Annotated in this window: 20 protein-coding genes and 1 pseudogene; all 21 read right to left on the bottom strand. The window is 31.1% G+C overall.

The genetic code is table 11. The features are described from left to right. Positions 1-23: 23 nt before the first annotated feature. Positions 24-2,150, bottom strand: a complete 2,127-nt coding sequence (locus KPL44_RS06175; RefSeq protein WP_171296935.1) for a polyribonucleotide nucleotidyltransferase — start codon at positions 2,148-2,150, stop codon at positions 24-26. Positions 2,151-2,259: 109 nt separating this feature from the next. After that, positions 2,260-2,523, bottom strand: a complete 264-nt coding sequence (rpsO, locus tag KPL44_RS06170; protein ID WP_071613203.1) for a 30S ribosomal protein S15 — start codon at positions 2,521-2,523, stop codon at positions 2,260-2,262. 134 nt (positions 2,524-2,657) lie between these two features. Further along, positions 2,658-3,578: a bifunctional riboflavin kinase/FAD synthetase gene (locus KPL44_RS06165; RefSeq protein ID WP_216248018.1), complete on the bottom strand. Its 921-nt coding sequence runs from the start codon at positions 3,576-3,578 to the stop codon at positions 2,658-2,660. 12 nt (positions 3,579-3,590) lie between these two features. Further along, positions 3,591-4,460 (bottom strand): tRNA pseudouridine(55) synthase TruB, encoded by an 870-nt coding sequence (truB, locus tag KPL44_RS06160; RefSeq protein WP_216248017.1) that lies wholly within the window; start codon positions 4,458-4,460, stop codon positions 3,591-3,593. A gap of 169 nt (positions 4,461-4,629) precedes the next feature. Further along, positions 4,630-4,989 (bottom strand): annotated as a pseudogene (rbfA, locus tag KPL44_RS06155) (30S ribosome-binding factor RbfA); the annotation flags it as partial. A 20-nt stretch (positions 4,990-5,009) separates the two neighbouring features. Continuing rightward, positions 5,010-7,085 carry a translation initiation factor IF-2 gene (infB, locus tag KPL44_RS06150; RefSeq protein WP_216248015.1) on the bottom strand — a complete coding sequence of 692 codons (2,076 nt, stop codon included), beginning with the start codon at positions 7,083-7,085 and terminating at the stop codon, positions 5,010-5,012. A 23-nt stretch (positions 7,086-7,108) separates the two neighbouring features. Continuing rightward, positions 7,109-7,423, bottom strand: coding sequence for a ribosomal L7Ae/L30e/S12e/Gadd45 family protein (locus KPL44_RS06145; RefSeq protein WP_187350212.1), 315 nt, complete (start codon positions 7,421-7,423; stop codon positions 7,109-7,111). Beyond that, complete coding sequence (gene rnpM / locus KPL44_RS06140; RefSeq protein WP_071613209.1) at positions 7,413-7,679, bottom strand: RNase P modulator RnpM; 267 nt, start codon at positions 7,677-7,679, stop codon at positions 7,413-7,415. Before rnpM ends, KPL44_RS06145 begins: the two co-directional genes overlap by 11 nt. An 11-nt stretch (positions 7,680-7,690) precedes the next feature. Then, positions 7,691-8,872, bottom strand: a complete 1,182-nt coding sequence (nusA, locus tag KPL44_RS06135; protein ID WP_216248014.1) for a transcription termination factor NusA — start codon at positions 8,870-8,872, stop codon at positions 7,691-7,693. Between the two features lie 16 nt (positions 8,873-8,888). Beyond that, positions 8,889-9,350 (bottom strand): ribosome maturation factor RimP, encoded by a 462-nt coding sequence (rimP, locus tag KPL44_RS06130; protein ID WP_216119937.1) that lies wholly within the window; start codon positions 9,348-9,350, stop codon positions 8,889-8,891. 203 nt (positions 9,351-9,553) lie between these two features. Continuing rightward, positions 9,554-13,891, bottom strand: a complete 4,338-nt coding sequence (locus KPL44_RS06125) for a PolC-type DNA polymerase III (protein ID WP_216248013.1) — start codon at positions 13,889-13,891, stop codon at positions 9,554-9,556. Positions 13,892-13,915: 24 nt separating this feature from the next. Next, on the bottom strand, positions 13,916-14,965 hold the full coding sequence (ispG, locus tag KPL44_RS06120; RefSeq protein ID WP_216248012.1) for a flavodoxin-dependent (E)-4-hydroxy-3-methylbut-2-enyl-diphosphate synthase: 1,050 nt from the start codon (positions 14,963-14,965) through the stop codon (positions 13,916-13,918). A 12-nt stretch (positions 14,966-14,977) separates the two neighbouring features. Beyond that, positions 14,978-16,015 (bottom strand): RIP metalloprotease RseP, encoded by a 1,038-nt coding sequence (rseP, locus tag KPL44_RS06115; protein WP_216248011.1) that lies wholly within the window; start codon positions 16,013-16,015, stop codon positions 14,978-14,980. A 14-nt stretch (positions 16,016-16,029) separates the two neighbouring features. After that, positions 16,030-17,190 carry a 1-deoxy-D-xylulose-5-phosphate reductoisomerase gene (dxr, locus tag KPL44_RS06110; protein ID WP_216248010.1) on the bottom strand — a complete coding sequence of 387 codons (1,161 nt, stop codon included), beginning with the start codon at positions 17,188-17,190 and terminating at the stop codon, positions 16,030-16,032. A 275-nt stretch (positions 17,191-17,465) separates the two neighbouring features. Next, a complete protein-coding gene (locus KPL44_RS06105; protein WP_216248009.1) occupies positions 17,466-18,272 on the bottom strand; it encodes a phosphatidate cytidylyltransferase in 807 nt (268 codons plus the stop codon). Positions 18,273-18,283: 11 nt separating this feature from the next. Next, the gene (locus tag KPL44_RS06100) at positions 18,284-19,012 is read right to left on the bottom strand and encodes an isoprenyl transferase (RefSeq protein ID WP_216248144.1); all 729 of its coding nucleotides are present in this window, start codon (positions 19,010-19,012) and stop codon (positions 18,284-18,286) included. 120 nt (positions 19,013-19,132) lie between these two features. Beyond that, a complete protein-coding gene (gene frr / locus KPL44_RS06095; RefSeq protein ID WP_216119943.1) occupies positions 19,133-19,690 on the bottom strand; it encodes a ribosome recycling factor in 558 nt (185 codons plus the stop codon). Positions 19,691-19,718: 28 nt separating this feature from the next. Continuing rightward, complete coding sequence (gene pyrH, locus KPL44_RS06090; RefSeq protein WP_216248008.1) at positions 19,719-20,432, bottom strand: UMP kinase; 714 nt, start codon at positions 20,430-20,432, stop codon at positions 19,719-19,721. Positions 20,433-20,503: 71 nt separating this feature from the next. Next, positions 20,504-21,424, bottom strand: coding sequence for a translation elongation factor Ts (gene tsf, locus KPL44_RS06085; protein ID WP_216248007.1), 921 nt, complete (start codon positions 21,422-21,424; stop codon positions 20,504-20,506). A gap of 108 nt (positions 21,425-21,532) precedes the next feature. Then, positions 21,533-22,237: a 30S ribosomal protein S2 gene (gene rpsB / locus KPL44_RS06080; protein WP_171296921.1), complete on the bottom strand. Its 705-nt coding sequence runs from the start codon at positions 22,235-22,237 to the stop codon at positions 21,533-21,535. Positions 22,238-22,506: 269 nt separating this feature from the next. Beyond that, positions 22,507-23,283 (bottom strand): GTP-sensing pleiotropic transcriptional regulator CodY, encoded by a 777-nt coding sequence (gene codY, locus KPL44_RS06075; protein WP_216248143.1) that lies wholly within the window; start codon positions 23,281-23,283, stop codon positions 22,507-22,509. Positions 23,284-23,394 lie beyond the last annotated feature (111 nt).

Raw genomic sequence — 23,394 nt, 5'->3', positions numbered from 1 at the left:
AAGGCACCTAAGCCCCTCTATTATTATTCATTCAATTTTTTTTCATTCTCTTTTTTTTCATTTTCGCTATCTTTCATAGCATCTCTTCTTGAAAGATTTACTCTTCCCTGATTATCTATTTCCATTACTTTGACTAATATTTCATCGCCAACTGATACAATATCTTCTACTTTATTAACTCTTTCAAAATCAAGTTTAGAAATATGAACTAATCCTTCTTTATTAGGTAGAATTTCAACAAATGCTCCAAAAGCAGCAATCTTAGTTACTTTTCCTAAATATATTTCTCCAACTTTAACAGATTTAGTTAACTGTTCAATTATTTCCACTGCTCTATTTGCGCTCACGCCATCATTAGACATAATTACAATTTTTCCATCATCACTAGTATCTATTTTAACACCAGTTTCTGCTATAATTTTCTTTATAGTTGCTCCACCTTTACCTATTACATCCCTAATCTTGTCAGGTGCAACATTTAGTACATACATTCTAGGAGCATACTTTGACATTTCACTTCTTGGAGCAGCTATACATTCATTCATTTTTCCAATTATATGAAGTCTAGCTTTTTTCGCATCTATAATTGCAGTTTTAATGCAGTAATTAGATAATCCATGAAGTTTTGTATCAACTTGTATAGCTGTAATACCATTAACAGTTCCAGCTACTTTAAAGTCCATATCACCAAAGAAATCTTCTATACCCTGAATATCAGTTATAACTTTTTCTTTAGATAAATCATCATTTGTAATTAGTCCCATTGCAATTCCAGCTGCAGGTCTCTTAATTGGAACTCCAGCATCTAATAGTGCCAAAATACTTGCACTTACGCTTGCTTGAGATGTTGAACCATTAGAACTTAATACTTCTGATACCACACGAATTGCATATGGAAATTCTTCTACAGATGGTAAAAGTGGTTCTACTGCTTTTTCGGCTAGTGCACCATGTCCGATTTCTCGTCTTCCAGGTCCACGCATTGGTTTAGTTTCTCCTACGCTATAAGCTGGAAAATTATAATGATGCATATATCTTTTAGTATCTTCATCACTTATTCCGTCTAGTATTTGTGCTTCCTTTAATGCTCCAAGTGTCGCAACTCCCATAACTTGAGTAAGTCCTCTTGTAAAAAGACCTGTTCCATGAGTTCTTGGAAGTATTCCTACCTCACAACTTATTGGTCTAACTTCATCAAAAGCTCTTCCATCAGGTCTTCTATTTTCATTTAACATCATATTTCTAACTATTTCCTTTTGAATATTATAGAAAATTTCACCTATATCTGATTTTTTATCAGCATACTTTTCATCAAATTCAGCGCTTATTTTTGCTTTAATTTGATCAACCATTACATTTCTCTCATCTTTATCCATTATGTACATTGCTGTCTTCACCATATCAAATGAGAATTTTCTAACTTCACTTTCGAGAGTTTCATCTATTTTTTTAAACTCAGGAATGTTTTTTTTCTTTCCAAATTTAGCTACAGCTTCTTCTTGGAAAGCTACTATTTTTTTACATGCTTCAAAAGCAAAGTCGATTGCAGCTATCATTACATCTTCAGCTATTTCGTCTCCACTAGCTTCTATCATTGTTACATTATCTTTTGTAGCACAAACTGTAAGCTTCATAACACTTACTTTTCTCTCGTCTGCTGTTGGGCTTAATATGAATTTACCATCTACTAAACCAACTGAAACCGTTGCGACAGCATCAGTAAAAGGTATACTTGATATACATAATGCAAGTGATGCTCCATTCATAGCAAGTATTTCAGGTGAATTATCTTGTTCAACCGATAGTACTGTACAAACAATTTGAACATCATTTTTATAACCTTTAGGAAATAATGGTCTTAGAGGCCTATCTATACCCCTTGCAGTTAAAATTGCTCTTTCTGATGGTCTTGCTTCTCTTTTTATGAAACCACCTGGAATTTTACCAACAGCATAAAGTTTTTCTTCATATTCTACACTTAATGGAAAGAAGTCGATACCGTCCCTAGGTTTTTCTGAAGCATTTGTATTAACTAAAACTACTGTCTCACCATAACTCATAAAAATTGCACAGTCTGATAACATTCCAACCTTACCATATTCAACTTTAAGCTTTCTACCTGCTACAATCGTTTCTATAGTATGAATCATATATTTGCCTCCCCTCAATTTAAATTACCAATATTTTTATAAATATTGGTAGATAATCGTATATATTTTGCCCTAACCTAAAATAATAGAGCGGCTAAGCCGCTCCGAATTATTTTCTTAGTCCGAGTTCTGCTAGAATTGCACGATATCTTTCAATATCTTTGTTCTTTAAGTAACCTAACATACCTTTTCTTTGACCAACCATCATTAATAGACCTCTTCTTGAATGGTTATCTTTTTTATGAACTTTTAAATGCTCATTTAACTCTGTAATTCTTTCAGTTAAAAGTGCAATTTGTACTTCTGGAGAACCTGTATCTCCTTCATGTCTTGCATGTTTTACCATTATTTCTTGTTTTGTAGTCTTTGTCATTTTACAACACCTCCGAATAAAATCCCCATATTCCAAGTATACCGTTGGTGATTCGGCTAACTTAGCATAAGGTTCAAATCAATTATAACAAACTAAGATTAAATTGTAAATTAATTTTTACATCTTTACGTTTATTATTCTATTTTTTGATTATAAGCATACTCCTTATCCTTTACAAGCTGCTGCTTTAGTTCCTCTACAGTATTAAATTTAACTTCATCTCTTATTCTTTTTATAAAGTTTATTTTAACTATCTCACTGTAAATTTGCTTGTTAAAATCTAGAATATGTGTTTCTACTGATAATTTACCACCTTCTACAGTAGGATTGTATCCTATATTGGTTATAGCTTTATAAAAACAATTATCATATTCAATTATAGTATAATATACCCCTCCCTTTGGAAGAATATATTCCTTATTATAATTTAAATTTACAGTTGGAAAACCAATAGTTCTACCAAGCTGTTTACCAGTAATCACTTTTCCACTAATAGTATGTGGACGCCCTAAAAGTTCATTTGCTTTAACAATATTACCCTCAGCAATTAGATGACGAATTTTTGAACTGCTTACAATTTCATCATTGACACTAATTGCCTCACAAACATATAGTTTATATCCAAGTATTGTGCTATATTCCTTAAGCATTTCTACATCGCCTAAATTTTTATAACCAAATCTATAATTAAAACCAACAATTATCCCCTTGGCATTATAGCATTTAACCATATTTCTTATAAACTCTTCAGGGGTTATCTTCATAAAATCTTTATCAAAATTAGCTAAATTAACTATATCTATACCTGTGTCTTCTAGTAATTTTATCTTAGTATCATTATCCATTATAAGCTTTGGGCAAATTTCTTTATTAATAACAGACAATGGATGATTTTTAAAAGTACAGATCATACTTTTAGCATTATTTGCTTTTGATAATTCCACTGTTTTATTTATAAGATGCATATGTCCCAAATGTAGTCCATCAAAACTTCCGAGTGCAATAAAAGTTTGATATTTAAGATTAGTTTTAAAATTATCTTCTATAATTAACATTTTAATATACTCCTATATAAATGATTTTATTAATCTAACACCATCATCACTTTTATCCGCAATTCCAATAAAATCATTATCATTATTATATATACTATACATAATGCCAGATTCAAACTTACAAATTAGTGCCTTATCTTTTACTATAACACCATTTAATAAAAACTTAACAAATCTATCATCTATGGTAATTTTAGCATTCGCACTAAAAATAGTTTCTATAGGCATTATATATTTATTTATATTTTCTTCATTTAGTTCATTAACATTTATAGCATTATCAATATGAAATTGACCTGTAGCAGTTCTTTGTAGATTCCACATCATGCCACCACATTTTAATTTTTCCCCAATATCATAACACAGACTTCTAATGTATGTACCTTTAGAACATTTTACCGTGAATTTTATATAAGGTAATTTAATGTCCGTAATATTTATATCATAAATTGTTATTGGTCTTGGCTGCCTCTCTACTTCTATTCCAGCCCTCGCTAACTCATAAAGTTTTTTTCCATTAACCTTTAGAGCTGAGTACATAGGTGGAACTTGCTTTATTTCTCCTATAAATGAATTAATAGCTAGCGTAATTTCATCTAGACTAGAATTAACTTCACTTTCCTTTAGAATTTTACCCTCTCTATCATAAGTATCTGTAATAACGCCCAATTTTAATTCAGTTTCGTAAATTTTAAAATCTCCCATTATATAGTCTATAGCCTTTGTTGCTTTTCCTATACAAACAGGTAAGACCCCGCTAGCTTCAGGGTCTAGAGTGCCAGCGTGGCCTACTTTTTTCACTTTACTGATTTTTCTTATTAAACGCACTACATCAAAAGAAGTAATTCCTGTAGGTTTAAATACATTTAATATACCATTCATTTCATCAACTCTTTTTCTAAAATTTCCATTAATTTAACTTTAGTATTATCAAAACTTACTTTAAAACCATTTTATCTTGCTAATGATATCGTTAATATCATTAGTCTTCATTGCTATCTTCACTCTTTATTTCATCCTCAATCTTTGTTTCTTCTTCAATCTTTTTTTCATGTTCATTCTTATCTTTTGCCTTTATTTGATGGAAAATGTTTTCTAAATGTATTGCACGCTCTATAGTTTCATCTAGCTCTATAATAACCTGAGGAACATGTCTTAACTTAACATGCATCCCTATTTCTTTTCTTATAAGACCAGCTGAACTTTTAAGTGCTTGAATTGTTTCTTTCTTTTCAATTTCATTTCCAAATATACTAACATAGATCTTTGTATAACTTAAGTCTTTTGTTGTGTCAACTTTTGTTACACTAACCATAGCACTTAATCTTGGATCTTTTATTTTGTTTTGAATTGTATTGCTTACATCTTTTTTAATTTCTTCATTTATTCTACCATTTCTATAACTAACCATACAACCCACTACTCCTTATCTTATACTAGTTTTGGTTTTATTTCTTCCATTATGAATGCTTCAATGATGTCTCCTTCTTTAAGGTCATTGAATTTCTCTACACTTAATCCACATTCAAATCCAGCAGCAACTTCTTTTGCATCATCTTTAAATCTCTTCAATGAAGCTAAAGTTGATTCAGTTATAACTATTCCATTTCTAAGCACTCTAACGCTACTATTTCTAGTAATTTTACCAGTCAATACATAAGAACCTGCTATTGTACCTACATTTGAAACTTTATATATTTGTCTTATTTCTACTCTTCCTAAAACAACTTCTTTATATACAGGATCGAGCATTCCAAGCATTGCTAATTTTATATCATCAAGAGCATCATAAATTATTCTATATGTTTTAATTTCTACTTTTTCTTTTTCTCCAACTATTGCAGCATTATTATCAGGTCTTACATTAAACCCTATAATTATTGCATTTGACGCAGCCGCAAGTACAACATCAGTTTCTGTTATAGCGCCAACTCCAGAATGTATAACTCTTACTTTAACATTATCAGTAGATAATTTTTCAAGTGATTGTCTTACAGCTTCTACAGATCCCTGAACGTCAGCTTTAACAATTACGCCAAGTTCTTTAACAGATCCTTCTTGTATTTGATTGTATAAGTTTTCCATAGAAACTCTATTACTAGCTTGAAAATGTTCTTCTCTTAAATTTGTTTTTCTAGCTTCAGCCATATTTCTTGCAGTTTTCTCATCTTTAATTACATTAAATCTATCTCCAGCTGATGGTACATCAGATAATCCAAGTATTTCTACTGGTATAGATGGTCCTGCTGTCTTTATTTTTTTACCCTTATCATCAAACATTGCTCTTATTCTTCCATAAGTTGATCCAACTATTATAGAATCACCAGTGTGAAGTGTACCATTTTGTACAAGTAAAGTAGCAAGTGGTCCGCGACCTTTATCAAGTTTTCCTTCTATTACAGTTCCTTTTGCGTGTCTTTTAGTATTTGCCTTAAGCTCTAACATTTCTGCAGTAATTAGTATCATTTCAAGTAAAGTATCAATACCTTCCTTAGTATGAGCTGATACTGGAACACAAATTGTGTCTCCACCCCAATCTTCTGCTACAAGTCCATGTTCTGTTAGTTCTTGTTTAACTTTATCTATATTAGCTCCTGGCCTATCTATCTTATTTATAGCTACTATCATTGGTACACTAGCAGCCTTACAGTGATTTATAGCTTCAACAGTTTGTGGCATAATACCATCATCAGCCGCAACTACTAAAATAACTATATCTGTTATTTGAGCACCACGCGCTCTCATTGCTGTAAAAGCTTCATGACCAGGTGTGTCTAAAAATGTTATTTTTTCACCATTAATATTAACAGTATATGCACCTATATGTTGTGTTATTCCGCCGGCTTCTGTTTCTGTAACCTTAGATTTTCTAATACAATCAAGTAATGATGTCTTACCGTGATCAACATGACCCATAACAGTAACAACTGCTGGTTTTTTATCTGTACCTAATTCAGCGTCATTTTCCTCAATATCTTCATCATCAGCAATTTTTCCTTCTTCAAGGTCTTTTAGTACAGCAAGTGCACCATATTTTTCTATTACTTTTTCAGCTGTTGCAAAATCTATTTCTTGATTCATTCCAGCCATAACACCTATAAAAATAAGTTGTTTTATTACTTCAACATAAGGTCTTTTTAATGTATCAGCCAAATCTTTAACTGTAATAGTACTTTCTATTACTACAACTTCGTCATCGATTGGTTCAACAGCATTGTTGCCACTTCCTAATTCATCGCGACCTTTTCTGCCTCTTTTTCTTATGACAACTTTATTAGCATCTTCGTTAGCTAAGTTTTCATAGTGTTCTACTGTTTCATTTTTATTATCCTTAAGTCCTGAATTTTCGTCACTATAAAGTTCCTTAATTAATTCAGCATCCTCTTCCTCAATCACACTCATATGATTTTTGGCCTTTATACTAAACTCTTCGAATAGTACATTAATTAATTCTTTACTTGACACTTCTAATTCTTTAGCTAATTCATATATTCTGACTTTTGCCAAATCATTCACCCCCGAAATTTAATTTATTCAATGTTTTCATTCCATAAGCTTAATAGCTTATTCGTCATTTTTTTATCATTTACGCATAAAACATTAATTTCTGGTCTACCTAAACATTTACCTAATGTTTCATTTGAAACACCTTCAATAAGTGGTATAACATTTTTAATAGATAATCTTTTAAACTTGTCTTTAGTATTTACAGCGCTTTCCTCAGATAAAATTATAAGGGTTCCTCTACCATGTGATAGTGCATCTTCACACTGATTGTAACCTTCAATAAGTTTACCTGCCTTTTTAGTTAAACCCAAAAATTGAAAAAATTTATTATTCATGATTTATCTCATCCTTTAGCTTTGCATAAATTTCTTCGCTTATTTTGCCACCTAAATTTCGCTCTAACCTTTTTGTCTTATAAGATTTTTCAAAACATTCTATGTTCATGCAAACATATGCACCTCTACCTGGTTTTTTCCCTATTAAGTCTATAGAGATTTCGCCTTCTTTACTATGGACTATGCGCAATAGTTCTTTCTTAGGTTTCATTTCCATACACCCTGTACACATGCGCTGAGGTATTTTTTTAACTTTCATAAAGCTATCACCTACTCCTGTGTAATGGTTTCAATTACTTGCTCTTGCGTTGATTGATCTTTAACTGCTTGATTATCAATTACTTCACTCTCATCTATTTCACTTTTAACTACTTCATTTACATCCATTTCATTTATATCCATGTTGTATTGAGCTTGTGTTCTACTTTTTATATCTATTTTCCACCCAGTTAATCTTGCTGCTAATCTGACATTTTGGCCTTCTTTTCCAATAGCTAAAGATAATTGATTATCTTCCACTATGACCTTTGCAGATTTAGAAGCTTCCTCAACTACTACATTTAATACCTTTGCAGGACTTAAAGCATTTGAAATATATTCTTCAGCTTTCTTGCTCCATTTAATAATGTCAATTTTCTCATTTCTTAATTCATTAACTATGCTTTGAACGCGAACACCCTTAGGTCCTACGCAAGCTCCCATAGCATCAACATTTTCATCATTTGAGTATACTGCAATTTTAGTTCTTGAGCCAGCTTCTCTCGAAATACTCTTAATCTCGACAACCCCGCCAAAAACTTCTGGTACTTCTAATTCAAATAATCTTTTTACAAGACCTGGATGAGTTCTTGACACTCCAACTTGAGCACCTTTAGTAGTGTTTTTAACTTCAACAATATACAATTTTAATTTTTCATTAAAATTATATTCTTCACCTGGCATTTGTTCATTGGCTCCAAGTACAGCCTCAATTTTACCTAAATCTATGAATACATTGCCTCTGTCTTTTCTTATAACACTTCCTGTAATAATATCAAACTCTTTGGTTATAAATTCATTGTATATTATATTTCTTTCTGCTTCTTTAATTCTTTGAATAACTACTTGCTTTGCAGCTTGTGCGGCTATTCTTCCAAATTTTCTTGGAGTAACTTCAATATCAACAATATCATCTATTTGATATTTATGGCTGTACTCTTTAGCTTCTTCTAAGGACATTTCACTAGCTTCCTCAACAACTTCTTCTACAACCGTCTTTTGACCATAGACATGTATTTCTCCTGTTTCTCTGTTCATTGTTACTTTTACATCTTGACTATTATTTGATAGCGTAGCAAAATTTTTCTTATACGCTGCAACTAACGCATCTTCTATAGTTTCAAAAAGTAAATCCTCGCTAATTCCCTTTTGGTCTACAATTTCTCTCAATGCTTCAATAAATTCTTGATTCATTTTAACAACTTCCTCCTTACAGCACTGGTTTTAAACTTACGATGGAAATATTTTCTTTTGGAATAATTATATTGTTCCCATCATATTGAATTTCTATTTGCACATCAGAAAATCCTACTAAATCGCCCTCAAGTTTTTTAGTTCCCTCATATAGGCTCTTTAAATTAACTAGTACATTCTGACCTATGTATTTTTTTAGATGATTATCATCATATAAAATCCTCTCAATTCCTGGTGAGGATACTTCTAAACAGTAACTATCTGTTATTGGATCTTCAACGTCTAGTATTTCACTTATGCCTCTGCTAGTTTTTTCGCAGTCTTCCAAAGATATTCCACTTGAACTATCTATATAAATTCTCAAATAATTTTCTCCAGCTTCTTTTACATACTCCAAATGATATAATTCACAATTGTTTTTTTCAACTATTGGCAAAGCGATTTTTCTAAGCTTTTGCAACAAGGTATCATTTCTCATTCTAACACCCTCCTTTTATTAGTATTTTATACTATTATTAACATAATTAATCATAATATTATAATTAAAACGCAACCATGAGTTGCGTTTCAATAAATAGAGAGTAGGCGGGCCTACTCTCTTGCAATAAAATAACTAGTGATAACTAATATCTATTATTCTATCATATAAAATCCGCTATTTCAAGGGTTAATTGCATTTCCCTAAAAAAACGACAGCTGATTTGTATCAGGAAGATCCTTCAAACACCCATGATTATCTAATGATTCGATAACTGTTTTAGACACTTTGCAGCGAGTTCTCAAATCTTCTTTTGATATAAACTCTCCATGCACTCTTTCTAATACTATACTTTTAGCAGCATTTTCGCCTACCCCTTCAAGTGCATTTAAAGGAGGTCTTAGTGAATCTTCTTCAATTGTAAATTTAACTGCCTCTGACTTATATAGATCAACATTTAACAATTTAATTCCTCTTTTATACATTTCAAAAGATAACTCAAGAGCAGTTAAAAGTCCTTTTTCTTTCACTCCTATATCCTTGCCTAAAGCTTCGAGTTCATCCATTTTAACTCTTATAGCACTGTCACCTTTTACTATCAAATTTGCATCAAAATCATCTGCTCTTATAGTAAAAAATGTAGCATAGTATTCTTTTGGATAATAAACCTTATAATATGCTATTCTAATGGCCATCATTACATATGCTACTGCATGACCCTTAGGGAACATATACTTTATTTTTTTACATGAGCCTATATACCAATCAGGAACGTCATGCTCTTTCATTATTTTCTCATGTTCTTCTGAAAGCCCCTTACCTTTTCGTACTTTCTCCATAATAGTAAAAGCAGTCTTAGGTTCAAGATCTTTATGCAATAAATAAACCATTATATCATCTCTTGTAGAAATACAATCTTTAAGCGTTGTAAATCCTTCTTTAATATAATATTGTGCATTATTAATCCATACGTCAGTACCATGAGATAATCCTGAAATTCTGACCAAATCTGAAAAAGATTTTGGTTGTGTATCTAAAAGCATTTGTCTAACGAATTTTGTACCAAATTCGGGAACTCCATAACTTCCCACTTCACAACCCAATTCCTTAGCTGTAAGCCCTAATGCCTTTGGTGACGTAAATAAGCTTATAACATTATCATCAGATAAGGGGATAGTTAAAGGGTCAAGACCCGTTAAATCTTGAAGCATTTTAAGCATTGTAGGATCATCATGACCAAGAATATCAAGTTTAAGTAACCTACCACTTATAGAATGGTAATCAAAATGTGTTGTAATAATATCTGATGTTGGGTCATCCGCCGGATGTTGTACAGGGCAAAAATTATATATCTCATTGTCACTTGGAACAACCATTATTCCACCTGGATGTTGTCCTGAGGTTCTCTTAACGCCAGTACATCCTTGTACAAGTCTCTCAATTTCAGCTTGAGGCACCATAACATCTTTTTCATTTAAATATTTTTTCACATAACCATAAGCAGTTTTATCAGCGATTGTTCCAATAGTTCCAGCCTTGAAAGTATGTCCTTTTCCAAACAGCACCTCTGTATATCTATGTATGTCTGCTTGATTATCCCCTGAAAAATTCAAATCTATATCCGGTTCTTTATCTCCTTCAAATCCTAAGAATGTTTCAAATGGAATATCAAAACCATCTTTTTTATATAATGTTCCACAATCTGGACATTCTTTATCAGGTAAATCAGCACCTGAACCAATAGATCCATCTAAAATAAATTCACTCTTTTTGCAATTAGGACATATATAATGTGGTGGTAACCCATTTACTTCTGTTATATTAGACATATTAGCTGCAAAAGAAGATCCAACCGAACCTCTCGAGCCTACCAAATAACCATCTGCAAGTGATTTTGCTACTAATTTTTCAGCTATTAAATAAAGCACAGCATATCCATTCCCAATAATAGAATGTAATTCTTTTTCTAATCTTTTTTCAACTATCTCAGGCAATGGATCTCCATATATTGAATGAACCTTATCTGATGTCATCTTCCTTATATCATCTTCTGCACCAGGTATTTTAGGTGTAAAAGTTCCATCTGGTATTGGTTTTACAAATTCTATCATTTCAGCAATTTTATTTGGATTATAAATTACTACTTCTTTGCATTTTTTTTCTCCTAAATATGAAAATTCACTTAGCATCTCATTTGTAGTTTTAAAATATAATGGTGGTTGATCATCCGCATCTGAAAACCCTTTACCTGCCATCAATATTTTTCTAAAAACTGCATCTGAAGGTTCTAAAAAATGTACGTCCCCTGTAGCAACTACTGGCAAATTATTTTTATCACCAATAGTACATATTCTCCTGTTAATATCCATCAATTCACTTTCGTCTTTTACTATTCCATTTTTAATCATAAATTTATTATTTAGTAAAGGTTGTATTTCTAAATAATCATAGAATTTTACTATTTTATTAATATCTTCTTCAGATTTCCCTTGAAGCACTTCTTTATATACTTGTCCAGCTTCACACGCAGATCCAACTATAAGGCCCTCTCTGTACTTTTCAATTAAAGTTTTAGGAAGCCTTGGTCTTCTATGAAAATGTTCTAAATTTGAAAATGAAATAAGCTTATAAAGGTTCTTTAGCCCTATTTGATTCTTCACCAAAATAATCACATGATAAGTGTTCGCCTTTTTCACATTAAAGTCAGCTAGAAATTCTTTATTTAAAGTATCTAAATCTAAAATGTTTTTTTCGCGAAGTAGCCCAAAACAATGTAATAGTATGTCCGCAGTAGCTTTAGCATCATCTACAGCTCTATGATGATTTTCTAGGGTTATGCCCAAGTATTTAGCTACTGTATTTAACTTAAACGTCTTAAGGTCTTTGAGTAAATATTTAGCTAAAGGAATTGTATCCATAATTGCATTCTCAAATTTCAAGCCTAACCTTTGTGAATTTTTTTTAATAAAAGATGCATCAAAATCAGAATTGTGTGCTACAAGCACACTATCTTTTGTAAACTCTAAAAACTTAGGGAGTACATCTTCTATAGATGCTGCATCAGAAACATTATCATTTGTAATTCCAGTTAGTTCTATAATCTTATACGGTATGTCTATTCCAGGATTTACAAACTCACTGAATCTATCTACTATTTTTCCATTTTCTATTTTCAATGCACCAATTTCTATAATCTTATCATTTTCACTAGATAACCCAGTTGTTTCTAGATCAAAGACTACAAAACGATCATCTAAAGTTCCGCCTTTATTATTAATAACAATTGGCACTCCATCGTCTACTAGGTAACCCTCAACACCATAGATAACCTTAATCTTATTCTTTTTAGCAGCATCCATTGCTTCTGGAAATGCTTGAACTACGCCATGATCAGTTATTGCTACTGCACTATGTCCCCACTTGGCTGCTCTTTCAACAAGTTTCGATGCAGGACTAATACCATCCATAGCACTCATTTGAGTATGAAGATGAAGTTCAACCCTTTTCTCCTGAGCAGTATCCATTCTTTCTATTTTTTTAAGTTTAATTATATCTCTAGCCATAACTACAACTTCTCTTGCATAAGTATCATAACTTGCTTCTCCACGTATCTTGCAATATAGTCCAACTTTGATTTCTTCCATCATCTTTTCTACTTCTTTAGGTTTTGGAAAACATTTCACTGTAATTGAACTGGAGTAATCTGTAATATAAAATGTTATAATTATTCTTCCCGTTTTTGTTTCAATTATATTCACCTTAAAAATATCACCACAAGCACAAATTATTCCTGAAGTCTCACTTATATCTTTTATTTCTATACTTTCATCATTAATGTTTCTTCCCATAATAGTATTTTTATCAGCAACTTCACCCTTTTTGTAACCCGGTCTACTAAATTTATTAGCTTTATAGCCATTGCTATTATCGTTACTTTGCCCACCACTACGGGGCTTGTCTGTCTTTTCTGTATTCATATTTTTAACTATTTCATTAATTATAGTTTCATTTTCTTTTTCTTTTTTCATAAAAGAATCATCTTTAGAAAGTTCACTGTTATGTTCTAGTTTAACTACTGAATTAACTCCAAACATATCATTTATAGTGTTTTTCATAAGAAGTTCTATATTTTTATCTCTTAGAATTTTGCACATAAAATCATTACCACACTGAATTTTAAGTATACCATTCTCAATTATTCTAGTTGATTTAAGTAAACTATCCTTACTTGATGGCTCTGAGATAGATATTACATTAACTACATCGAGCCAAAACTTATCTTTTACATCTTCTATAGTTGCATTTGATACATCATGGTAGCAAATCAACTGTATATCGTTAAAACTACATAATCGTTTTGATATAATCTCTTTAATTAGTAGTTTTTTATTATCATCTGTATCCTCAAAAGATTTAATAATTACCCTTAATTTATTGCTTTTCTTAAGGTACTGAACCCTTAATACCTTAATATTATCTACTAATGTTTCTTCATTTAAATCAAGATCATTTTTCAACATTTGAGCTAGACTTGCGTTCATTAACATTCCTCCTGAGAAGACATCTTATAGGTTATTTACTTCACGAATAAGTTCTTCTACTAAATCTTCTTCCTTAACAGTTCTAATTATTTCACCTTTTTTAAATATAAGACCAACTCCATCTCCGCCAGCGATGCCAATATCAGCCTCTCTTGCTTCACCCGGACCATTAACTATGCATCCCATGACTGCAATCTTTATATTTTTATTACAAAATTCTAATCTTTTTTCTACTTCATTTGCAATCTTTATAAGATTTATTTGCGTTCTACCACATGTTGGGCATGATACAAATTTAATTCCATCATCTATATAACCTAATGATTTTAAAATTTCTATTCCAACTTTAACCTCATCTACTACATCCCCTGTTAGAGATACCCTTATAGTATCACCTATACCTGAAGCTAGTAGTGCTCCAATTCCAACACTTGATTTTATTGTCCCTCTCCATGTAGTTCCAGCCTCAGTAACCCCAAGGTGAAGTGGATAATCTACCATGCCTGATAATAGTTTATAACTTTCAATCATCATTACAACATCTGATGATTTTATAGAAATAACTATATCATAAAAATTTAAACTTTCAAGTATTTTAACATGTTTTAGCGCACTTTCAACTAAAGCCTGCGCACATACATGACCATACTTTTTAAGAATATCTTTTTCTAGTGATCCTGAATTTACCCCAATTCTAATGGGAATCCCCTTCGCTTTGGCTGCATCTGCAACTAATTTTATTCTATCAATATTTCCAATATTACCAGGATTAATTCTTAGTTTAGATACTCCATTCTCAATAACTTTTAAAGCCAGCCTATAATCAAAATGGATATCTGCAACTAAAGGTATATGTATTCCTTTCATTATATCTTTTATCGCCTCAGCAGCTACCATATCTGGCACTGCGCAGCGTACAATATCGCAACCTACTTTTTCAAGCTCAAGTATTTGTTTTATCGTAGCCTCTACATCTCGTGTATCAGTATTCGTCATTGACTGCACTGCGATCTTTGAATCTCCACCTATATATAAATCGCCAATTTTAATTTTTTTTGTTTTTCTAGCTTCCATAATCTTCATCTCCTAGAATTTCATTGGACTGACTATATCCTTAATAACTATTACCACCATTAATGCCATTAAAAACATAAATCCAATATAATTTATAGTTCCTACCTTATTATCATCTAATTTCTTACCTGATATTATTTCAAATAATAACATAAATATCCATCCTCCATCTAAAGCTGGAAAAGGTATTATATTAAATATTCCTAGTTGTACACTCATTAGTGCCGTAAAGTAAAGTAGAGTTGTTAATCCAGTTTGTGCTGCCTTTGTTGAAATCCTCATTATGCTTATAGGTCCCCCTACATCAGAACCCGAGAATTGTCCCTTAAATATAGTGCCAAAAAAACCAAAAGTTTGTTTTGCAGTATCAACTGTTTGACTAAATCCGTATCCTACTGATTCACCAAAGTTTAATTTTTTTTCTACACCTGAAGCCGCAATTCCTATCATGTATCTATTTTCCTTCACATTTTTAACTGGTTTTAAAGAAATTTCTTTTACTTTTGAATTTCTAACAAGTTCAATGTTCATACTTTGACCTTTAGACGCATAAACAACATTTATAAATTCATCCCATCTCTCTATGTTAACTTTATCAATTTTAGTAATTTTATCTCCAACTTGTAATCCAGAATGCATAGCTGGACTATTAGCCACTACTTGCCCTATTATTGGTAATACATATCCCTTTGCAGCACCAACAATAGCAAATAAAACCACCGCCAAAATCAGATTCATAATCGCCCCTGCAGAAACTATGCTTAATTTTTGAACTGGTGTTTTATTAGTAAAAGATCTAGGATCATTACTGTTTTCCTCTTCCCCTTCCATTTTAACGTATCCACCAACAGGAAATGCTTTGATCAAATATTCTGTCTCTTTTCCTTTTATTCCAAAAAGTTTCGGACCCATTCCTAAGGAAAATTCACTTACCTTTACCCCATTTAACTTGCACATAATAAAATGACCTAATTCATGTATTATTACTAAAAGACTAAATGCTAAAACAGCCATAATAATATATGGTATATTCGGTAAAATACTAGCCATAACAATTTTCCTCCCTATTTTTCATCATAATTATTTTTCACATATTCCCTAACCTTTAAATCAACGTCTAAAATTTCTTCTAGATTTGGCGTAATATTATGATCAAATATATTCATGCATTTTTCTATAATATTTTCTATTTGGAGATATTTAATTTTATAATCTAAGAAGAGTTCAACAGCTACCTCATTCGCAGCGTTCATTATAGCAGGCATATTACCGCCCATTTTCCCTGCTTTTAATGCTAATTTAAGACATTTAAATGTATCACTATCAGGTTTTTCAAAAGTTAAACTGCTCATATTATAAAAATCCAATTTATCAATTACAGCTATGTTTCTCTTTGGATAGTTTATGGCATATTGAATAGGAAGCCTCATGTCAGTTGAACTCATTTGTGCTATTATGCTACCATCTATATACTCAACCATAGAATGTATAACACTTTGCGGATGGACTACCACTTGTATGTTATCGTAATCTACCCCAAATAACCAGTGCGCTTCAATAACCTCGAGTCCCTTATTCATAAGCGTTGACGAATCAACTGATATTTTTTTACCCATGTTCCATTTTGGATGTTTAATCGCATCTTCAGGCCTTATATCTATTAATTCTTGTCTACTTTTACCTCTGAATGGACCACCAGATGCAGTTATTATTATCTTATTAACATTTTCTAACTTATTACCTTGTAAACATTGGAAAATAGCACCATGTTCTGAATCAACTGGCAAAATATTTACATTGTTTTTTTTAGCAGCCTCCATAACTAGTTCTCCCGCGGCAACTAGTGTTTCCTTATTAGCTAAAGCAATATCCTTTCCTGCATCAATAGCTTTCATAGTAGGAACGAGTCCTATCATTCCTACAACTGAAGTTACTACAAGATCCACTTCAGGTAAAGTACTTATATAATTTAAACCATCTAATCCATGCAATATTTCCGTTGAATATTTATTTAAGTCACAATATTTTTTAAGTTTTAGTGAAGCTTCCTCATCCATCATAGCAACATATTTAGGTTTAAATTCCTCTATGATAGGTATAATTTTCTCATAATTAGTATTTGCAGAAATTCCTATAATAATAAAGTTTTTAATATCAGATCGAATAACATCTAAAGTTTGAGTTCCAATTGATCCCGTAACTCCTAAAATAGTAAGTTTCTTCATTTAATCTCCCCATTCCTATAATGTTACAATTTATAATTATTATGTCATCAAAATTAAAAATACTACACCTATGCCAATGTATGTAATTATGTCCCAAACAACAAATAAAATATCATGTTAATATCTTCAATTTTTTTCTATTTTTTTGCATGTTCGTAGTACTAAATATAACATAGTTAGCTACTATAATAAAGTTATCAATGCCAATTCACTCTGAATTTTTTTTTTACATCCTGCCAAATATATGATTTTCTTAAACAATAAACTATATACATTTATAATTTTATTATAAATGTAATATAATAAAATACTACCACAGACACAAATAAAATACTATCAAAACGGTCTAAAATCCCACCATGTCCCGGTATAAGATTACTGTAATCCTTAGCCCCTACATACCTCTTTATAGATGATGCAATTAAATCTCCAAACTGCCCAAAAACGCCACATAAAGCACCAATTATTGCATAATGATATAGTTCTATATGCACGCCATATTTTGAAATAGCATATCCATAAATCATACATCCTATAGTACTCCCAAGTAGTCCACCTATCGACCCCTCTATTGTTTTATTAGGACTAACTTTAGGACAAAGCTTATGTTTGCCTCCTTTTCCTAAAATCCTACCAGAATAATAAGCCAAAGTATCGCATCCCCATGAACCAATGAATATAATCCATACTAAATATTGACCATAAGTTTTATTGTCTATAAACACTATAAAACTAAAAAATACTGCTACATACAAAAATCCAAATAAGGTAAGCGCAACATCTACAAAATTGTAATTTGTATAAACCACAGGAATACATAATAGCAAGAAAATTGTTGCAATTAAAATATATATATTAAAACTTTGTGAAAAATCCTTGTTCATATTTAAGTAATATACTATGCATAACCCATATCCTATAAGTGCAATTGGCTTGTAGTGTTTTTTTCTAGAAACTTTATAGAACTCGTACATACCAAAAAGTGAAATCACCATTACAATATATTTTAAATACACCCCACCTAAAAATAAAAATATTATGAATGGAGCTAAAACAAGAGCCCCTATATACCTATTATTCATGATTTTCTCCCCTATTTAACCTTTCCAAATCTTCTATCTCTTTTTTGATAATCCATTATTGCACTTTGTAGCTGCTTCTCATGAAAATCCGGCCAATTAATATCTGAAAACCAAAGTTCTGAGTATGCACCCTGCCAAAGCAAGAAATTACTTAATCTTAACTCACCACTTGGCCTTATTATTAGATCCGGATCTGGCATTTTACTTGTATACATGTATTTTGAAAATAAATCTTCATTTATTTGATCCTTAGAGATTTTCTTATTAATTAAATCCGATGAAATCTCTTTTACAGCATCTACTATTTCACTTCTTCCTCCATAATTTAAAGCAAGATTTAAAATCAATCCCTTATTATTTTTTGTTTTTTCATATGCATTATTTAATTCTTCTCTACATATCAAAGGCAATTTCGAAATATTACCAATAGAATTAATAACAACATCATTAACATTTAATTCTTCGACTTCTTTTTTTAAATACTCCACTAACAACTTCATTAAAGAATCGATTTCTTTTACAGGTCTATTCCAATTTTCAGTTGAAAATGCATATAATGTTAAATATTTAACCCCTAACCTGTCACATTCTTTTACAATTTTCCTAATTGCTTCAACACCGGCCTTATGTCCAAGTGCTCTAGGCAAATTACGTTCTTTTGCCCATCTACCATTTCCATCCATTATAATTGCAATATGCTTAGGTATTTTAGTCATATCTAAGTTTGTTTCATTACTCATATCTTTATTCTTTTTTAAGAAAGCGAATAATTTTTTCAATAAAATTCTCTCCTTTTTACTAGTTATAGTATAATTTTAAATAGAACCTGCATAAATGCAGGTTCTATTTAAAATTAAGGACTAAACTGACATTATTTGTTTTTCTTTAGTATCAATTATTTTATCTACTTCTTTAATAAATTTATCTGTTTCCTTTTGAATGATATCTTCTGTTTTTTTAACTTCATCTTCAGAAATTTCACTATTTTTTTTCAATGCTTTAATTTTATCATTAGCATCTCGTCTTATAGACCTTATAGCTACTTTGCCTTCTTCTCCGGTTTTCTTAATATTCTTCATTAAATTTTTTCTTGTTTCTTCCGTAAGCTCTGGAATAATTAATCTCATTGATATTCCATCATTTGATGGATTTAATCCCAAATCAGATTTTAATATAGCTCTTTCTATTTCTTTCATAGAAGATTTATCCCATGGCTGAATTAATAATACTCTCGCTTCAGGTGCTGATATGTTTGCAATTTGGCTTAATGGCACGAGACTACCATAGCATTCAACATTAATTCTATCCAGCATTGCAGAATTTGCTCTTCCTGCCTTCATACTTGATAACTCATGTTTCAAAACTGCAATCGTCTTTTTCATTTTTTCATCAGCAATACTAATAATTTCTTTAATCATAGAATTCCCTCCATTTTATATTAGTTATTTAGCAATCAGATACTAAAGTCCCAATTTTTTCACCTAAGATTGCTTTTTTTATGTTTTCTGGTTTATCAAGTCCAAAAACTAATATAGGTATATTGTTGTCCATACATAATGATGTAGCCGTAGAATCCATAACTTGAAGTCCTTTTTCAAGTACATTAATATAACTAAGTTTATCGAATTTTTTTGCATCATCATATATGTGTGGATCTTTATCGTATACTCCATCAACCTTTTTAGCAAGGAGTATTACTTCAGCTTCTATTTCTGCTGCCCTAAGTGCTGCTGCTGTATCCGTTGAAAAATATGGATTACCTGTCCCAGCAGCAAATATAACAACTCTTCCTTTTTCCAAATGCCTCATAGCTTTTCTTCTTATAAATGGTTCTGCTACTGCCTTCATCTCAATGGCAGTTTGTACTCTAGTATTTACGCCTATATTTTCCAAAGAATCTTGAAGTGCTAATGCATTAATACAAGTTGCCATCATCCCCATATAATCTGCAGTAGTTCTGTCCATACCATCCCCACTTCTACCACGCCATATATTTCCAGCTCCAACAACTATCCCTATTTCAACGCCTAACTTAACTAGTTCCTTTATTTGAAGTGCTATAACATTTGTGAATTCAAAATCTATTCCAAATCCTGTATCACCAGCTAAAGCTTCTCCTGAAATTTTCAACATAATTCTTTTGTATTTAGCAACCTCCATAAACATTGTACCTCCTGATTTAAAGTATTACTTATTTTAAAAAAGAGAACACTTTGTGTTCCCTTTAATTTTTATTTACCTTGCACTTGTCTTTGTACTTCTTCAGCAAAATTTTCTTCTTTCTTTTCTATACCTTCTCCTCTTTCAAATCTTTCAAATCTTGTTACCTTTATCTCAGCACCAAGTTTTTTTGATTCTTCTTTAAGATATTTAGTAATAGTATAGTCAGCGTTCTTAACCCAAACTTGTTCAAGTAAACAAACTTCTTTAAAATATTTATTAACTCTACCCATAACCATTTTCTCTACAATTTTTTCTGGTTTTCCTTCGTTTATTGCTTGAACCCTATATATCTCTTTTTCTTTTTCTAAAGTATCTTTATCAACACATGTATTATCTAAAAATAAAGGACTAGCAGCCGCAATTTGCATTGCAACATCTTTAGCGATCTTAATTAACACATCATCTTGCTTTTCGCATGCGAGTTCCACTAAGACGCCTATTCTTCCACCACCATGAATATAGCTTTGAACAACACCATTTTCAATAGAAAATTTCTGAAATCTTCTTACAGACATATTTTCGCCTAATTTTGCTATTAAAGCTGTAACTGCATCCTTAATAGTAATTGTTTCATCAGACATACATTTTTCAGAAATGAATTCCTCAATAGTCGTTGAATTAGTTTGTGCTGCTTGTTTCGCTGTGTTATTTGCTAAATTAACAAACTCATTATTAATGGCAACAAAATCAGTTTCACAGTTAACTTCGACTACTGCTCCAACTTTCATATCTTCTGAAATATATGTACATACTAATCCTTCTGCAGCTATTCTTCCAGATTTCTTTGCAGCTGCTGCCAAACCTTTTTCTCTTAGAAGTTCAATTGCTTTTTCCACATCACCATCTGTTTCACTTAGAGCTCTTTTACAATCCATCATTCCTGCTCCAGTTTTTTCTCTTAACTCTTTAACCATGCTTGCAGTAACCATTATTAATTCCTCCTATTCCTATCTAATTTAAAAGGTAAATGAAAGAATTAACTTCCACCTACCCCTCACTGTTATACTCATAATTATTCTATTAGATAAATCTAATTACTATTCTTCAGTTAATTGTTCGCCTTGTCTTCCTTCTATAATAGCATCAGCTAATCTTTCAGTTATCAATTTAACTGCTCTTATAGCATCATCATTACCTGGAATTACATAATCAACTTCATCTGGATCACAGTTTGTATCGACTATTGCGACTACTGGAATTCCAAGAATTTTAGCTTCAGAAATAGCATTTTTTTCTTTTCTTGGGTCTACAACAAATAGAGCTCCAATTTTATTTGCATCCATGCTTCTAATTCCGCCTAGATTCTTTTCTAGTTTTTCTCTTTCATTTAGAAGATGACTAACTTCTTTTTTAGGAAGAACTTCAAATGTTCCGTCTTCTTCCATTTTATATAATGTTTCTAATCTTGCTATTCTTGTTTTGATTGTTTTAAAGTTAGTTAACATTCCACCTAACCATCTATTGTTTACAAAATGCATTCCTGCTCTTACAGATTCAAATTTAATAGCTTCTTGAGCTTGTTTTTTTGTACCTACAAATAGAACATCCTTACCTTCTTCAGATACTGATTTAATGAAATCATATGCCTCATCTATTTTTCTAACTGTTTTTTGTAAATCGATGATATATATTCCATTTCTTTCTGTAAATATGTATGGAGCCATTTTTGGATTCCATCTTCTTGTTTGATGTCCAAAATGTACACCTGCTTCTAATAATTGTTTCATTGATATAACTGCCATTAATAATAACCTCCCTGGTTTTTACCTCCATTACCATCATCTTATTAAAGACCAAATATTGGCACCCTTCAATAATTAAGCAATGTGTGTATTTTCTCACTTTTGTAGTATAACATAAGGTAATAATCTATTCAATAAAAATATTTAATATAATTAAATCTTTTATTGAATTAGATAACTACTCTACCCATTAATATTCTCATTTCATACATATTTATACTTTATTAATTTAATTTTTTTAAGGCAGAACAAAACTGTTCTGCCTTAGACTATTTTATTTTTTTTAGTTCATCCATTAATTTCTCATTTAATATTTTAATATGTGTACCTTTCATTCCAAGTGATCTTGATTCTATTACTCCTGCACTTTCAAATTTTCTTAGAGCATTAACTATAACAGATCTAGTTATTCCAACCTTATCTGCTATTCTAGACGCTACAAGTAAACCCTCACTGCCATCTAATTCATTAAATATATGTTGTACTGCTTCAAGTTCTGAATAAGATAACGTTCCAATAGCGAGTTGCACTACTGCTTTTTTTCTTGCTTCTTCTTCTATCAAATCATTTTTAGCCCTTAAAATTTCAAGACCAACTATTGTAGCGCTATATTCAACTAAAACTAGATCATCTTCTGTAAACATCTGATCAAATCTCGAAAGTAAAAGAGTACCTAATCTTTCCCTATTACCGTTTATCGGTACTATAGTAGTCATTTTGTTTTCTACTCCACATTCTTTATCATCTTGGAATACGCAAACATTTTCATTTGTGAGATTAGCTTTTGTTTCATTAATATTAAGCAAGCTGTTATTGTAATCCTCTGGAAACCTCATGTTTTTTATAATTTCATTCTTTACAACTTCACATTCAAACCCACTTGATAGATCATAACCTAATATCTTTCCTCTTCTACTAATAATATATACATTACATTGCAATACATCGCTTAATAAATTACATATATCATCAAAAACTACTGGTTCTGTTCCGGATTTTTGCAATATTTTATTCAACATTCTCGTTTTATCTAATAATGACACAATATTCCTCCTCGTTTTTGTTATAAAATACAACCTATATTATTTAAACAAATTCACAAAGTCAATTTACTTTAGAATAAGTACAATTCAAAATATTTTAAATTTTTAGAATCG

Source organism: Clostridium sp. DSM 17811 (assembly GCF_018861905.1).
In the GTDB taxonomy this organism is placed as follows: Bacteria; Bacillota; Clostridia; order Clostridiales; family Clostridiaceae; genus Clostridium_AD; species Clostridium_AD frigoriphilum.
This window is presented reverse-complemented; position numbering and strand designations above follow the sequence as displayed.